Source organism: Rhodopirellula sp. UBA1907 (assembly GCF_002337565.1).
Classification (GTDB): domain Bacteria; phylum Planctomycetota; class Planctomycetia; order Pirellulales; family Pirellulaceae; genus Rhodopirellula; species Rhodopirellula europaea.
Window position 1 is genome coordinate 1 of sequence record NZ_DDGH01000101.1, and the last position, 15,813, is coordinate 15,813.

The following is a 15,813-nucleotide window of genomic DNA, read 5'->3' on the forward strand; positions in this document are numbered from 1 at the left end:
AATCGGATTTGCGAACGACGCGGGTTTCGATGCCCGCATCTTCGGCGATTTTGATTCCGCCCAATCCGTCTCGGCTGGCGATCACCAACCGGAAATCGATCGGCAGTCCATGCTCGTCGCGATGACGAATTAAATTGGCCAGCGTGCGACCGCCTCCACTGAGGAAGACGGCCACTTTCAATGTGCTTACATTGCTCACTTGCTGCTCACCTTGGCGACGTACAATTCGCCGCCTTCGATGGCAACTTGCTGGGCGTTGGCCAGAGTGCCAATGACCAGTTCGTCCGCCAACGTCTCGCCACAAATCATGGTGCGATGTTCCTCGATCGCAGATTGCAGTTCCGCATCAGACGTTTCAATTGCCACTTGAATCCGATCGGTGTATTGGCAATCGAGTTCCTTGCGTTGGCTTTGGATGCCGCGAATCAAGTCCTTCGCCAATCCTTCACGACGTAGTTCAGGTGTGACTTCGGTATTGAGCACGACGACACATCCCGATCCTTGAGCTGCCGCCCATCCTTCGCGAGCTTGCAGTCGGACCTCGATGTCTTCGCCATCCAATTTCAATGGACCCGACGGAAGTTCCAATTCGACGAAGCCGGCAGTTTGAAGCTGAGTCAACAACTGGTTGCCGTCGGCTTCTCCCAGCATCTTTTTGACCACGGGGATGTTCTTGCCAACCTTTGGACCAAGCCGTTTGAAGTTGGGGACGATCGTGTATTGAACGTAGTCGCCGCCATCGGTCGTGTAGTCGACGGCTTTGACATTCAACTCTTCCCGAACCAAAGCGTCGTGGCTTTGCAACCAATCGATCGCTGAGTCGTCGGTCAAAATCACTTCGACCTTGGACAGCGGCAAGCGAACTTTCAGTTTGACATCCGCACGAGCCGATCGTCCCATCGATGCAATTTCGCGAAGCAGTCGCATCGAGTCGGAAAGCTTTTGATCGACGCGGGTGGCATCTGGTTTGGGGAAGTCACAAAGGTGAACGCTCTTCAGTGCCTTGTCGCCAAACGGAGCGGTCAACTCTTGCCACAACGTGTCCGCCAAGAAGGGAACAAACGGGGCGATGACCTTGGTCAACTCCAGCATGACTTCGTAGAGCGTCCAGTACGCATCGTGCTTGTCGGGCGAATCCGAATCGGGGGCCCAGAAACGATCGCGACTTCGACGGACGTACCAATTGCTGAGACCATCGAGCAAGTTCGTGATCGCTTGGCACGCGTTGTAGTTGTCAAACGCGTCCATCCGGTCGATGACCGTCGCCAACGTGCGATGCAATTCGGAATGGATCCATCGATCGATCTCGCTTCGTTCGCTGATCGGGCGATAGGTCGGTGCGGAGGCGAGCGATGCCGGACTCAACTGCTCATCAACATCCGTCGCGGATGTGGGATCAAAACCGTCGATCTCTGCATAGATCGAAAAGAAGCTGTACGTGTTCCAAAGCCGCAGCAGGAACTCAGGGATCGAATCGCGGATTGCTTGATCGGCGTAGATGATCGAATTCCATGGCGCTTGGTTGGCGAAGAAATACCAACGCATCGCATCGGCGCCGTACTTGTCGAAGATCTCCGAGGGACTGCGGTAGTTCCGAAGACTCTTGGACATCTTGCCGGTCTTCTTGGTGAACTTGCCTTCGGCTTGATCTGCTTCGGCTTCTGACAGCAACACCGTTTTCGGTTGGCCTTCTTTGCCAGCGGATTCGTACCACTGCGACAGCATCAACCCGAGCACGATGCAGTTGCGGAACGGGTGCGGGTAATCCGATTCGCTGTCACGCGACGGTGCCAATTCGTTTGCTTTCGTTCCGGCTTCGCGAATCGACGCGCCTTCGCCGAAGAGCATCGTGCTGATCGCCAGTTGGCTGTAGAACCAACCGCGGGTTTGGTCGATCGCTTCGCTGATGAAGTCCGCTGGGAACTGCTCTTGGAATTGAGCGTCGTTTTGGTGTGGCCATCCCCACTGAGCAAACGGCATTGCGCCACTGTCGTACCAGCAGTCGATGACCTCGCTGACTCGTTGCATTCGGGCACCCGATTCGAATGGCGAATCGTAGGTGACCGAATCGATGTACGGTTTGTGTACTCGCAGATCGTCAGGCAGTTCTGGGTTGGCCGCTTTCGCGTTGTCCCAAACCTGAGTTCCATCCACGCCTGGTTTCGCCAGCAACTCTTCGTAGCTTTCAATGGCTTCCATGCGACCGGTCGATTGGCAAACCCAGATCGGAAGCGGAGTGCCCCAGTAACGCTCTCGGGACAATGCCCAGTCGACGTTGCTTTCCAGGAAATTCCCAAATCGGCCATCGCGAATGTGTTCGGGTTGCCAACCGATCTTGCTGTTGTTTTTCAACATCAGATCGCGGAACTTGGTCGTCCGGATGAACCAGCTTTCTCGCGGGTACTGGATCAAGGGGTCATCGTCCGCCCGCCAGCAGAACGGATAATCGTGAAGGTATTGTTCGAGGTGCAACAGTCGTCCGGACTCACGCAACGTTCGCGTCAGCGTCTTGTCAGCTTCTTTGACCCAGACACCTTTCATCGATGCAAACTCGTCGGTGAACTTGCCATTGGGACCGACCGCACACAGCAGCTCGGGACGCTGGCCATCGACAAAACGGGTTCGTTCCGTCACCAAGACTTCATAGTCGATTTCACCGAAGGCGGGTGCCAAGTGAACCAGACCACTCCCTGAGTCAGTCGTGACAAAGTCAGCGGCAACGACGCGCCAATAGAGAGACTCTTCTCCACCAGTGGCCAGCTCACCGGTTGGATCGTTTAGTCGAGAGTGGTAATCGTCGAACGGAGGTTGGTAGCGTTGGCCCACGAGCGACTCGCCCGAGATGGTTTCGACAACCGTCAATTCGCGTTTTAGCTTGCCCGCCAGTGACTCGACCAGCGCGGCGGCCAACACCAACTCTTGGCCGGTCTCGGAATCCTTGACCACGGCGTATTCGAGGTCGGGTTTCACCGCGGCGTACATGTTGCTTGGCAAGGTCCAAGGTGTGGTCGTCCAAACGACCAGCGATCGTTCAGGTTGGTCCACCAACGGGAACAACACATAGACACTCGGGTCAGCAACTTCGCGGTAGCCTTGGCCGACTTCGCCAGCGGAGAGCGCCGTGCCGCCTTGAGCCCACCACCACACAATTTTGTGACCTTGGTAGAGCAGTCCTCGGTCGAACAAGTTCTTGAGTGACCACCAAACGCTTTCAACATAGGATTGATGGTAGGTCACATAGGCTTCTTCCAGGTTGACCCAGAACCCGAGCCGGCGGGTCAACGTTTGCCATTCCTGCATGTAGCGCCAAACGCTGGATTGGCATTTCTGGATGAAGGGTTCGACGCCGTAAGCTTCGATTTCTTCTTTGCTATGGATGCCCAGTTCTTTGCCGACTTCGACTTCCACGGGTAAACCGTGAGTGTCCCAACCAGCCTTTCGTTCGCAGCGGTAACCTCGCATGGTTTTGTAGCGAGGAAAAACGTCCTTGATCGCGCGCGTCAGGCAGTGCCCGGGGTGAGGCATGCCGTTGGCGGTAGGCGGGCCTTCGTAGAAGACGAATGTTGGTGCGTTGGCGCGACGGGCGAGCGATTGTTCGTAGATCGAATGCTGGTCCCAAAACGCCAGCACCTGCTCTTCGAGAGTCGGGAAATGGGGGCTTGCGGCGGGGGCACGAAAAGCGGCGGTCGAATTCGCGGACACGTGATAACCGGACGAATGAGATGGGAATGTCAAAACAACGCATAGTTTTATGCGTTGAAGGACATTTCCCCCACCCCCGTCCGATTCGCAGGGCTTCTTAGGCGACCGCGGCCGCGTTGGAACTCGCCGCGGCACGCTTCGCCGCCACCATTTCCTGGTATTTCAGCCGCAGAACGTTCAGCCAGTACATGAGGTACAGGTTGGCGACAAAGGACACGAGCAGCAACGCATTGAAAAGAGTCTGCGTGGCCACCTTTTCGCGGTTGGATCGATCGCCGTTGTCGGAGGTTGCTCCCGTCGTGGCACCTGCGGCGTCAGTCGAGCCGGAACCGGGACCTCGGGGTGGTGCGGCGCCGGCACTGGGCGATCCCGTCGGAGACCCACCGGCGGACGTGTTGCTGTTCGCCACATAGGTTGGAACGGTGTTGGGATAGTTCGCGTTTTGATACGGGTATCCCGTAGCCGGATTGATATTTGGATCGATCGGCGCGTAAGGCGGAGTGGTTCCGTAATTCGGCACCTGAGGGTACTGAGTCTGGGGCTGAGCCGCGTTTGGATATCCGTTTCTTGGCGAGCCAGCGTATCCGGTTGGGATCGTTGGCGGCGGTTGCTGCGTGTTGGCGGTTGGGTACGTTTGGCCGTTCGGCCCATACGGGTTCGCCGCAGCACCGGAGGCGGTGTTTTGGTTGGCGGGGTAGGCGGAGCTTCCATTGCCGGACGCAGGATAGCCGGACGCGGGCGCTCCAGTGTTGGATTGACTGTAGCCACTGCCCGACTGATTGGCGTAGGTGGCGTCAGTCGAATTTCGACCGGGCTGAGTCGTTGGTGATGCACCGCCGGGGAACGGGTTGTTGCTGGGATACTGTGGGTTGCCGGTGGGATCCGTGTTGGCGTTTGCACGATTTTCGGCATAGCTCGAGGCATCTATCGGTCGGCCGTTCTGATCAATGCGATCGCCGTATGCATTCAGGCGATATCCAAAGCGATCGACGGCGTTCCCAGCGTCATCGAAGTCGTAACCGTTCTTGGGCAGTCGGGCTGCTTCGGCCGCGGTCAGGTGCGGGGCGTACTCATCTCGTCGGATCGTATCGTCTCGATCAGCCGCCGTCGTGGAATATGGGTTTTCGCGACGTGAGGACGAGTTGGCGAGGGCGTCCGAGTTCGATTGACCGTAGGGATTTTGTCCACTGATCCCACTGGGCATTTGATTGAAGTTGCCTGTGTTGAGTCCCGCGTTTGTGGCGTTGCGATTGGTTGCGTCCGAACCTGGTCGAGACGTTGTACCCGCGTTGGATGCGGTGGCGGAATTGTTGACGGGCGCGGTCGAAGGACGCTGAGCAGGCCGGTCTCCCAATGCGTACCAATCGTCGTCGTTGTTTGGCCAAGGTCGTGCGCTGCTTCCTGTGGACGCCGCCGGATCAGTCGACGGGCCTCCGGCACGGGCGGCGCGATCCGTGTTGGTCAGATTGGGATTCCCGGACAGATTGGAATTTCCGGTGCCGGTGAACGGTGGAGGAGCTACGGTCGTTGAGGGATCGCGATTGGGTGCGGCTGCGTTTGTTGGGGCGGTGCTCGGTGTGCCCAGCCCGATCGAACGCCCGAAGGACTCGGCACCCGCACGAAGGCTGTCACCAAGCGATCCATTGTTTGCGGCACCGGTGGCGGTAGGGCCTTGCGCTAATGACGGCGGCATGCTGAAACCGCCGGTCGGTGCTCCTCCAGTTGGAGCGGGCGCATCGAATCCGCCGGGCATGCTCATGCCGTTGGATTGCGGCTTCATCAACCGAGTGACGCTGGGCGAGTTGACGTTCCCTGGGATGATCCCCGGTTGCATCGAATTGGATGACATGGGAATCGGAATCGGTCGACGGTCGTCCGATGCGATTGGCAATCCGCGAAGTGCATTTTCGTCCGAGACGACTTGCGAGACTCCGGAGGGATGCGATGCGTTGGTTTGCATCCAATTCGCAGGCATCTGCCGAGGTACGGGGCCATCGCCTACGCGAATGACGATCTCGCTGACGCGTCCTCGCACTTCTGGCGAAATCGTGCTGGTGATCTCACCGACGCGTTCGAGTTGATCGAGCTGGTCAGGCGGGACTTGGATGATGTATTTCACCCCATCGGCACCGTCCGGAGTCCATCCGAAAGTGATGCCCATCGTCGCGACCAACAATAACGTCACAGCGCCACCCATGGCACAATCCTTTGCTGTGTTCAGTTGTGGGCTTGGAAGCACATTCCGAGTGATTCACATTGCAGCCCATCGGGTTTCACGCCAAATCGTACCGGCGATGGCTGATTGAGGTAAAGCCCGATGTGGGGTGAAAACACAAGACTGTTTGGTAGCGGGACTTACGGAAATAGCACTCCAGTTTGAAACCGGTTGCAGAGCATCCTTCGATACAAAGGCGGTGTTCCTCGCCATTGGAGGGGTGGTTGCTAGGGAAGGGAAGCGACCTCTGGGCGGGTGTTTCGTGAGATAAACTCGCGAAAAATGTGTTTTGGTACGTGATGTTTCTGTACCGAAGGTTGACATTATCCCTAAGATGAGAAGGCACTTGCTCTGCTCGTATTGAGTGAGTGCTGTTTCATTTTGTTTCTAGGAGATATTGTCATGAAGCGTTTTCGCGTTCAGCCGAAAGGTTTCACTTTGGTGGAGCTTTTGGTGGTCATTGCCATTATTGGCGTTTTGGTGGGGCTGCTGCTGCCAGCAGTGCAAGCAGCCCGGGAAGCAGCTCGTCGGATGAGCTGCAGCAATAATTTCAAGCAGCTGGGGTTGGCGATTCACAACTACCACTCTGCGTACAACCAACTTCCCATTCATGGAGTTGGGACTGGTAGTACCGACGGCGGAGCAGCGCCTTTTGGTAGCACCGCTCGAACCTCGAACTGGTGGACGAATTACGGCGATGCCAATGCTTGGCGATTGAGCATGTTGGTTGGGCTGACTCCATTTGTGGAGCAACAAGGGCTATGGGAAGAGATCAGCAATCCGAGTCTGGTCAATGCTCTTGATTTGAACACACCCTTGACCGTTCCTTGGCCCGCAATGGGACCTACGGTGGAACACTTGCAGTATCGCCCATGGATGACCAATCTTCCGATGCTTCGCTGTCCGAGCGATCCCGGACAAGGCTTGCCAGGTCAAGGTCGTACAAACTACGGGGCGTGCCTTGGTGATTCGATGGAGTGGTCTGTACGTGGGACCAGATCGCACCACGACCCATCTGGGGAGAAAGTGACGAATAACGGCTGGTCGCAACGATCGCGGGCTGCAGACCGAGGTATGTTTGTTCCGCACACGACTTCTAAGTTCCGTGATGTTCTCGATGGTCTTTCCAATACCGTCGCAATGGCGGAGTTGATTACTGATTTGGGTGATCGCGACACCCGGGGAATCCAGTCCATCAACGGAAATCCACCCAACGAAGTGCGGGCCAACCCAAATTTCTGCGTCGAGGACGGCCAAATCGATCCGGAACGCCCGCAGTTCTGGCTCGCGGGCACTCCGATCCAAGGTGTGAATGGCGGACGTGGTTATAAGTGGGCCGACTTCCGGCCTAACTTCAGCGGCATCCACACGATTGCTCCGCCCAACGCAGCCATTTGTGGAGGCAACAATGCCGGGCAGACCGGGATGTTCCCGCCATCGAGCCGTCACCAAGGTGGGGCTCATATTCTGATGGGCGATGGAGCGGTCAAGTTCATCACGGACTCAATTGATGCAGGCAACCAAAACCACGAGATGGTTTGGCAGAATGCAACACTGGCAACCGCGAAGCCAGGGTCAAAGAGCCCTTATGGTGTCTGGGGAGCCATGGGGACCAAAGGTGGTCGAGAGATCATTGATGAAGAGTTTTGATACTTCCCATCTAGGTTGAAAACAGAAAAAGCCGGCTTCGTTCTTTGAGCGAAGTCGGCTTTTTTATTTGTCACGAGCGAACTGGTGAAAAGCCAAGGTCGCCTGCTTCAAAGAGGTCGTTCACTAGGGTTTGGCGTCGAGCGAGCCGTCCATTGCGGCTTGTTCTTTGGCTTGTTCCGCTTGGTAAGCTTCAATCGCCGACTGGTCTGCGTTTTCCAGTGCCGTGTCCGGTTGTGATGGACATCCGATTGCAGTGCCTAAGGTGAGGCAGCAAACAACAGCGAGGGCACGACGAAGATTCGAGGCGTTCATGGGCACTCCGGTCAAGAATTCGAAAAAGGACAGGCGTCAACAAAGTGGACGCGGGCTCGCCATTGTAACCGTTTGGAATGGGAGAGGTGTTGTTCTGAGCAGGGCCTGGCAGGTGTGAAGTCGATGTCGGCGCATAAAAAATGCCGAGTCACCTGGGTGACTCGGCACTGAATTTCAGAGTGATATCGACCGTGGCGATTGAAGTCGCTCACGATTGAATCGGCTCAGCAGCCTGGGCCGGGAACTTGGTTCAAACGCCGGCTGGGACGTTGGCTGTCTTGACCGTTGCGATGATTGCACTGGCAACCATGTATGGGTCAGCGTTCGAAGCTGGGCGACGATCTTCCAACCATCCCTTCCAGCCCTTTTCAACCGTGGCGATTGGAATGCGGATCGATGCACCGCGGTCCGAGATGCCGTAGCTGAACTTGTCGATCGATTGCGTTTCGTGCAAACCGGTCAAACGCTGATCGTTGTCAGCACCGTAAACATCGATGTGCTCGGTGATGCGAGGCTCGAAGGCTTGGCAAATCGCTTCGTAAACTTCTTTGCTGCCGCACGTACGCAGGGTCGTGTTGCTGAAGTTGGCGTGCATGCCGCTGCCGTTCCAGTCACCTTTGACTGGTTTGCAGTGGTAGTTGATTTCCATGCCGTACTTCTCGCCGGTGCGATCCAGCAAGTAGCGTGCGAGCCAAATTTCGTCGCCAGCTTGGGCAGCACCCTTGGCGAAGATTTGGAATTCCCACTGGCCCATCATGACTTCGGCGTTGATGCCTTCGACGTTCAAGCCAGCTTGCAAGCACAGTTCGAGGTGCTCTTCGACGATTTCACGACCGACTGCTTTGCCGGCACCGACCGAGCAGTAGTAAGGGCCTTGAGGTCCTGGGAAACCTTCAGATGGGAAGCCGATTGGTTTCTTGGTTTCTGGGTCGAAGATCGTGTACTCCTGTTCGAAACCGAACCAGAAGTCGTTGTCGTCGTCCTTGATTGTTGCACGGCCGTTGCTGCGGTGAGGCGTGCCATCGGCATTCATCACTTCGCACATCACCAAGAAGCCAGTGCCCAAACGATCCGGATCGGGAACGCAGAAGACGGGCTTCAGCAAGCAGTCGCTGGCTCCACCGGGGGCTTGTTCGGTTGACGAACCGTCGAACGACCACATTTCGGCGTCTTCCACTTTGCCGCTGAAGTCGTCGACGATTTTGGTTTTGCTGCGCATGCTCTGGGTCGGTTGATAGCCGTCGAGCCAGATGTATTCCAACTTACACTTGGTCATGGATGCGAGTCTCCTAAAGACTTTTTGGTGCCCTTGGCGGTCTTGCCAGAGCAAAGAATGAAACTGTCAGACAAACGGTTCTACCCAACCGCAGCAATGAAAAATGAATCAGCGTGATTCACTTCGATGCAGCCAACGGCCCTTAAAATACCCGAATTGACACGGATTACCAATGCTCAGAAAGGGAAGAATCTGGGGCGGTACCAAATCCGAATGCATTTGGGTTTAATGTTCGCTCTGTTACGAAGCAGCTGAATATGCCAGCTTGGTAAGCATTGCGGGAGCCATGGCGGTCAACGCAATCGTCAATTGCTTGTCAGGGAAGAATCTTCACCATCGCGTGGGCGAAACGGAATCATGTCCAATACACCAAACGATCCATTTGATCCAAATCGGGCCTATCAAAATCCATTGACTCCCGAAGTCGTTGGTGGTCCCGGGGGGCCCGGTGCTCAACCACCGGCCAAGAAAAAATGGCCGATGATTCTCGCAATCGTCTTGGGGCTCGGATTTGTCTCGATGCTGATTTGCTGTGGCGTGCTGTGGTTTGCGATGTCAAAAGTCGGCGGTTTGGGTGCCGTTTTCGAACCCGTTCGAGCAGACCTGAACCGAATGCCTGAGGTCACCGACGAGATTGGCGAGATCGAGTCGATGTCGATGAACTTTGGCGAAACAGTCAACGAAGCCGAAGAGAATCCCGACTTCATCGTTTTCGATCTGGAGGGAACCAGCGGTTCCGCCAAAGCAGCGGTGAAAGTGGGACCAGGCGGCGGAGTCGATGAAGCCATCTTGATCTTGCCTGATGGGACTCGCAAAGAACTCAATGCTTCGAATCCGTCCTCGACAATTTCCGATGGCTTTGGTTCCGACGACGAGCCGATCGATGAGACGACGTTTGAAGACGAAACTGAGCGAGAACTTCGCGAATTGGAATCGTCGCTCGATTTGTGAGTCTTGTGACCGACGCGAATGGCGTTCTCCCAATCAACCCGACCAACAAACCGTTTTTACTTCTTAGACGAAAGTGACCGATGAAAGTTGCCACCTTTGACACCGATCGCGGAACGATTCGCATCGAATTGTTTGACGACAAAACTCCGAAGACCGTTGAGAACTTCGAAACGCTCTGCGAGAAGAAGTACTACGACGGATTGGTTTTCCATCGTGTGATTCCCAACTTCATGGTTCAAGGCGGTTGCCCCGAAGGCAGTGGACGCGGTGGACCTGGGTACCAGTTCGAAGATGAGTTCCACCCCGAGCTCAAGCACGATGGCCCCGGCGTTTTGTCGATGGCCAACGCTGGCCCCAACACGAATGGGTCGCAATTCTTTATCACTCACGAAGCCCAACCTCACCTCGACAATCGACACAGCGTGTTCGGCAAAGTCATCGAAGGCCAAGACGTCGTTGATGCGATCGAGCAAGGCGACACGATGAAGACGGTTCGCGTCACCGAAGAGTGAACCGACACTGTCCTCGGCACCCCGCGTGCCGGGAATGATCTTGATGCAAACGCGACCCCGGTGAATTCACCGGGGTTTTTTCATGTCGTCTCGGAATGGCCGAATCCAATTTCGGGCAATTCATCGGGATGCGTCAACGAAGGTTGATGGCCTGTGGTTTTCCCTGAACCATCAACCATTCTGAATCGGTTGCGAGTCCCGCAAAGCTTTGTTGCTGGTCGTCCGGCCACGTGATTTCGACACGAACCTCGTCCTCGGCATCCGGGCAGCTCAACATCCAACTCGCTTCCTCGTTGCAGAGGTAACTGCCACCGGAGGTTACCCAGTGCGTCCTTTTCCAGTCGCCAGCGGTTACGGTGATCTTGGTGCCGATTGCGTCACGGGAAGACCGCGTTCCGGTCACGCGTAATTTCAGCTTTGGAGCTGACGACTCGGTGTGATTGACGAGCAACGCGACAGGCTCGGTTTGGTGAGTCACCACCAGGTCAGGCTTGAAATCGCGATTGGCATCGATCGTCCACAGGCTCCGTCCGACATGTGGTTGAGAAAGGTATTCGCCAGAAGTCGCCGCGGGTTCGAAACGGCCGTCGTCTCCGTGGCGAAAGAACTGCATCGGCTGAGCATATTGGCTTCGGCGAGCAGGTCGGTCTGTTGCTTCTTCTGAAAGGTCATCCCGCTGGAAAATATCAACGTGGCCATTGGCAACGACTAACTCATTGTTTCCGTCACCGTCCAGGTCTGTCGTCGTGGTTCCGAAGCCAACCAGAGGCAATGTGTCGGATCCCAAGTCCACTGCCATGGTGGAATCACGCCAACTGCCAGGACCGGTTTGTAGATGAAGCGTGTTGTACTCCTGGTCAAAGTTGGTGACGTAGAAGTCAATTTTGCCGTCGGCATTGAAGTCATCCGCGGCGATGCCCATCGAACCCTGAGCGACCGATCGAACGTCAACGGCCAGCCCTCGTGGCAAGGCAGATTCGGTCCAGCTCATGTTTGCGGTGTCGTCGCTGGACGTTTGGTTCAAAGCACGCGACCAATAGAAGTTGCTGGTCATGTCATTGGCGACGAAGACTTGGTTGCCAATGCGATCTTCAAAGCGTCCGATTGCCAGACCGAGACCGCGTCCGGCATCGGTGGCTTTTAGACTCCACTGTTCGGTCACGTCGCGAAGGTTGCCGCGGAAATTGGTTCGGAAGAATTGATCGTGATCGCCACTGAACCGCATCGGCGAGCACGATCTGGCTGGCTCGTCGTCCGAGTCGCTGCCACAAACAAACGTGACAGGATCCAAGCCTTCGCAGTAATTCAACACAACCAAATCCGACAAGCCGTCCGAATCCAAATCAGCAAAGGCTGCTCCAGTGGACCAGCGTGATTCGTCTGGATTGGCGAGCCATTGATCGGTCGCGTTGATGAACGTTCCATCGCCTTGATTGATCAACAGCACGTTCGGTCCATAGTTGGTGCACAGCAGATCGGGCCAGCCATCTTCGTTGAGATCGCCAACCGCGATTCCTTGTGCAAAACCGCGGTCGTTGACACCGGCTGATTCGGGGGCTGTTGTGAACACACCGTTCTCGTTCCGCAGCAGAACGTTTGGCGGGGAGTCCTTTTGCGGTGGCGTGCCGCCTGCTGTGACCAATGCCAAGTCGCTCCATCCGTCGCGATCAAAATCCAGCGTCGCACCTCCGCATCCGAGTGTTTGATGCAAGCTGATGCCCGGTTGGTCCAGGTCATCGCCGGTCGAAGCCAAGAAGGCAATGCCGCGTTGTTTGGCTTCGTTGGCCATTTCGATCGGACGAGTCTTGCCACGATTTTCGTCCGCTATTTCGAGCTGTGAATCATCGATCACCGAAGGCGGCGTGTCGCGCAGGTCTTCGTCTGATTGCTCGTCGAGGAATCGTTCGATGGAAGGTTGAAAAGCCAGATGGGAAAGATCCAGTTGGAGTTCTGGGAAATCTTCTGTCTGTTGCCAAGGCGTGTCGCGACGGAGTTCAGCGATCAGGTCCTTTCGCATTTGCTGTAGGTCGATCGTGTCGTCTTCCGGCAATTGCATCGCGACGGAGATCCACGCTTCGGCTTCCCAGGGACGGCCCATTTCTCGCACGACGCCTACCATGTCAGCGATCACGGATCGCGAAATACGACCGGACCGATTGAAACGACGGCGAAGTTGATTGAATCGATTGAGTTGTTCGGCCCGATTGCCAACCGCTTCGATCACCTGGGGACTCGCACCGAGCGAAGGGTTGCTTTGAAGGACCCGTTGCAGATCCAGCCAAGAACGCGAAATGTCGGGATCGAGTTGAGCCGCTCGCAAATAAGCTCGTGCCGCTGAACCGGCGTTCTCAACCGCTTCGGACCACATGCCCATCGCCGTCCAGAAATGACGCCGCTGAGTCACTTCCGCGGGCGAGTTCGCCAGCGATGATTCGAGCTCCTGCCAATCCGCTTGTTCAGCAAGCAAAAGCGAACGCATCGCTGCGGCGGTCGCGTAATTCGGGTGACGATCAACAATCTTGTCCAGGCTTTCTCTTGCTTCATCGAATAAGTTTTGGTCCAGCGCCGAACGAGCCGCTCCGATCAACGGGCGTAGGTCATCTGGATTGCGCTGCACCATTTCGTCCAGCGGCTTTGCATCCATGGATCGGATCTCGGTGTCGGTCATCGTCATCAGCAGTTCGAGATCAAACTGCCTTTCCAAGATTAGCTTGCGTCCGTGTTTTAGGCCGGCTCCACGTTCTTCGGTGCCCATCTGCAGATCGAATAGCACTCGCCGGGTTTCGTGGCGATCCGGATGGGCGTTCACGACCTTTTCCAAAAAGGCCATCGCGTCGTGCGTTCGACCGGCGGAGATCATCGCGATGAGCGTTTCATCGACTCGTTTTGCGGAAGCGTAATTCTCGACCTGGCTGGCTTGCTCGAGATAGTCGGCCGCCAGATTGGCTCGCCCGGTTTGATGTGCCACCCGCGCGACATACGTGATCGCGTCTGGATCTTCGCCGTGTTTTTCCAGCACGGCTTCGCGAAGCTGCCAGGCATCGTCCCACTTTCCGTTTCGACCGAGCACGCGCATGCGTCCCAGTGGTCGCTTGGCGGTGACCTCTTCATCGGTATTGCTCGTGGTGGTGGAGCGAGGGCATCCACAACAGAGGGTCAACAAAGCCCAAATAGCAACGAATCGACCTGCCGCGGGACGGCAGCGACGGAGAGAATTCTTTATCAAATAACAAGCAGCGTTCATGGCAGTCATTGTATCTCAGCAATTGCTTTGGCATGAGCGGCGGGGCTAAACTGCCAACGGTATTTCGTTGTTTCCGATGTGGTTTCTCGGTCCACCCTGTCAGCGGGAGGACGTCCTCCGCTCGTTTTTCGATCACCCTTTTTCTTGGAACGATTTTTTGCTTTTCGGTACGCACACGACACTCACTCGAATGCTCTGTTTCGGGTTGGCCATCGGAGTGCTTTCGATCGAAATCGGATGCAGGCCTTCGTCTGATTCGTCATCGGGCAACCTCGCCAAAGAAACGGTCCAATCAAGGAACAACGCTCCCGTTTCGGACACAGGCAAGGTCACCGATTCGCGATCGCTTGATGACCGATTGGTTGAGCGGGTTCGTCCTCAGGTCGAGGAGTTCTGTTCGACTTGTCATGTGATGCCCAGTCCCAGCGGCGCACCACAATCCGAGTGGCCGCAGGTGGTCGATCAGATGTACATGACTTACCAGGAATCAGGCCGCACGGACGTGATCGTTCCGGACCGCTCGGAAACGGTGAAGTTCTTTCAGTTGCAGGCACCCAAGTCGAAGGGGCTGCCGTTCGCCGAGCAAAAGTTTGGGCTTAGCCGTGCGGATTGGATGCAGCGTTCCGTGGATCTGCAAACGTCACGCCCACCCGGGATCAGCCACCTGCAATGGATCTCATCCGGACTCGGTGATTCTCCGGCGCTCGTTGCCTGTGATGTAAACACCGGGGCGGTTTTTGCGACGTGGCCAGGTGAATCCGAAAGCACGACAAAACGTTTGGCAACGCTGTTTCAACCCGTCCATGTCGAGCCTTGTGACATCGACGCGGATGGTTTGTTGGATCTGATCGTCGGCGATGTCGGTGAGTTCAATGCAGCGGACAGTGACCTTGGCCAAGTCGTCGTGCTTCGCCAGTCAAAGCCGGATGAAACCGGTGAGGTCGGAACCATGGAAAAGATCGTCTTGGCCGATGGGCTGGGACGAGTTGCCGAGGTTCAGCCGGGCGATTTTGATTCCGACGGCGACCTGGATTTTGTCGTCGCGGTTTTTGGTTGGAGAAAAACGGGTGGGCTGTTCTTATTGCGACGTGACGGAAAAGTCGACATCTCGCTAGGAAGCAGAGCTTTCACGATGGAAACAATCGATGAACGAGCCGGCCCGGTCAACGTTCCCACAATCGATCTAAATGGAGACGGTCATTTGGACTTTGTCGCCCTGATTAGTCAGGAGCATGAATCCATTGAAGCGTTCTTCAATGACGGGACCGGGCAATTTCGAAATGTCGCCCTGTATTCGGCTCCTGATCCGTCTTACGGTTCAACCGGCATCGAACTGGTTGATCTGGATGGTGACGATGATATCGATGTGCTTTTCAGCAACGGTGATTCATTTGACCGAGGTGCAAAGCGTCACCACATGGTTCAGTGGCTCGAAAATCCATTCGAGGATCAAAGCAGCTGGGTAGAATCATCCGCATCAAAACCTGACCAAGCTCCGAGAGCTGAGTTTGTGCATCATCCACTGGCTATCATGCCGGGTGTATTGCGAGCGCAAGCCGGAGATTTTGATGGAGATGGCGACCTGGATGTGGTCGCGGGCGCGCTGCTGGCTTCACCGACGATCAAGCGTTGGCGGGGAAGCGGTTCGCCATCGCTGTTGTTGCTTCGACAAGGCGAGGACGGTGTTTTCGAAGGCGAGATCCTTGAGACCGATTTCCAATACCATCTGACGTTGGAGGTCGCTGACATGGACGCCGACGGCATCGACGAATTTGGAATCGGCAACTTCTTTCGAGACGAAGAATCCGATGATCCTCACGTCGAATGGTGGAAGCAGCTCAAGGCTGCGGACTGAGGTTCTCCGTTGAAACTCGCTGGCACGCTTTGGGCGTTCTAACTTCTTAGCGGAATGGCGCGAGCCATCCGGTTCCTCACCGGGTGGCTCGCGCCA

Annotated in this window: 9 protein-coding genes and 1 pseudogene; 4 read left to right on the forward strand and 6 right to left on the reverse strand. The window is 56.0% G+C overall.

Going from position 1 to position 15,813, the window contains the following annotated elements:
• From B2R17_RS24920 to B2R17_RS24930, 3 genes and pseudogenes are all read right to left on the reverse strand, one after another.
• A pseudogene (locus B2R17_RS24920) lies at positions 1–199 on the reverse strand (phosphoribosylglycinamide formyltransferase); the annotation flags it as partial.
• Positions 196–3,702, reverse strand: coding sequence for an isoleucine--tRNA ligase (ileS, locus tag B2R17_RS24925; RefSeq protein ID WP_286766149.1), 3,507 nt, complete (start codon positions 3,700–3,702; stop codon positions 196–198). The gene ileS and the pseudogene B2R17_RS24920, both read right to left, overlap by 4 nt.
• Before the next feature lie 97 nt (positions 3,703–3,799).
• Positions 3,800–5,899 (reverse strand): mu-protocadherin, encoded by a 2,100-nt coding sequence (locus tag B2R17_RS24930; RefSeq protein WP_286766150.1) that lies wholly within the window; start codon positions 5,897–5,899, stop codon positions 3,800–3,802.
• A gap of 420 nt (positions 5,900–6,319) precedes the next feature.
• Between B2R17_RS24930 and B2R17_RS24935 the strand changes: the two genes are divergently transcribed.
• Positions 6,320–7,567, forward strand: a complete 1,248-nt coding sequence (locus B2R17_RS24935) for a DUF1559 domain-containing protein (RefSeq protein ID WP_286766151.1) — start codon at positions 6,320–6,322, stop codon at positions 7,565–7,567.
• A 123-nt stretch (positions 7,568–7,690) separates the two neighbouring features.
• On the opposite strand, the gene B2R17_RS24940 is transcribed toward B2R17_RS24935, so the two are convergent.
• The gene (locus B2R17_RS24940) at positions 7,691–7,879 is read right to left on the reverse strand and encodes a hypothetical protein (RefSeq protein ID WP_286766152.1); all 189 of its coding nucleotides are present in this window, start codon (positions 7,877–7,879) and stop codon (positions 7,691–7,693) included.
• A 250-nt stretch (positions 7,880–8,129) separates the two neighbouring features.
• Entirely contained in the window at positions 8,130–9,155 is a 1,026-nt protein-coding gene (locus tag B2R17_RS24945; protein ID WP_008663091.1) for a glutamine synthetase beta-grasp domain-containing protein, read from the reverse strand.
• Between the two features lie 357 nt (positions 9,156–9,512).
• On the opposite strand from B2R17_RS24945, the gene B2R17_RS24950 reads away from it, so the two are divergent.
• Both B2R17_RS24950 and B2R17_RS24955 read left to right on the forward strand, forming a co-directional pair.
• Positions 9,513–10,106: a hypothetical protein gene (locus B2R17_RS24950; RefSeq protein WP_286766153.1), complete on the forward strand. Its 594-nt coding sequence runs from the start codon at positions 9,513–9,515 to the stop codon at positions 10,104–10,106.
• A gap of 80 nt (positions 10,107–10,186) precedes the next feature.
• Positions 10,187–10,618 (forward strand): peptidylprolyl isomerase, encoded by a 432-nt coding sequence (locus B2R17_RS24955; RefSeq protein ID WP_007326614.1) that lies wholly within the window; start codon positions 10,187–10,189, stop codon positions 10,616–10,618.
• 133 nt (positions 10,619–10,751) lie between these two features.
• Here B2R17_RS24955 and B2R17_RS24960 read toward each other — a convergent pair whose 3' ends face one another.
• A complete protein-coding gene (locus tag B2R17_RS24960; RefSeq protein ID WP_286766154.1) occupies positions 10,752–13,862 on the reverse strand; it encodes an FG-GAP-like repeat-containing protein in 3,111 nt (1,036 codons plus the stop codon).
• Positions 13,863–14,052: 190 nt separating this feature from the next.
• On the opposite strand from B2R17_RS24960, the gene B2R17_RS24965 reads away from it, so the two are divergent.
• On the forward strand, positions 14,053–15,717 hold the full coding sequence (locus B2R17_RS24965; protein WP_339887675.1) for a VCBS repeat-containing protein: 1,665 nt from the start codon (positions 14,053–14,055) through the stop codon (positions 15,715–15,717).
• Positions 15,718–15,813: the final 96 nt, after the last annotated feature.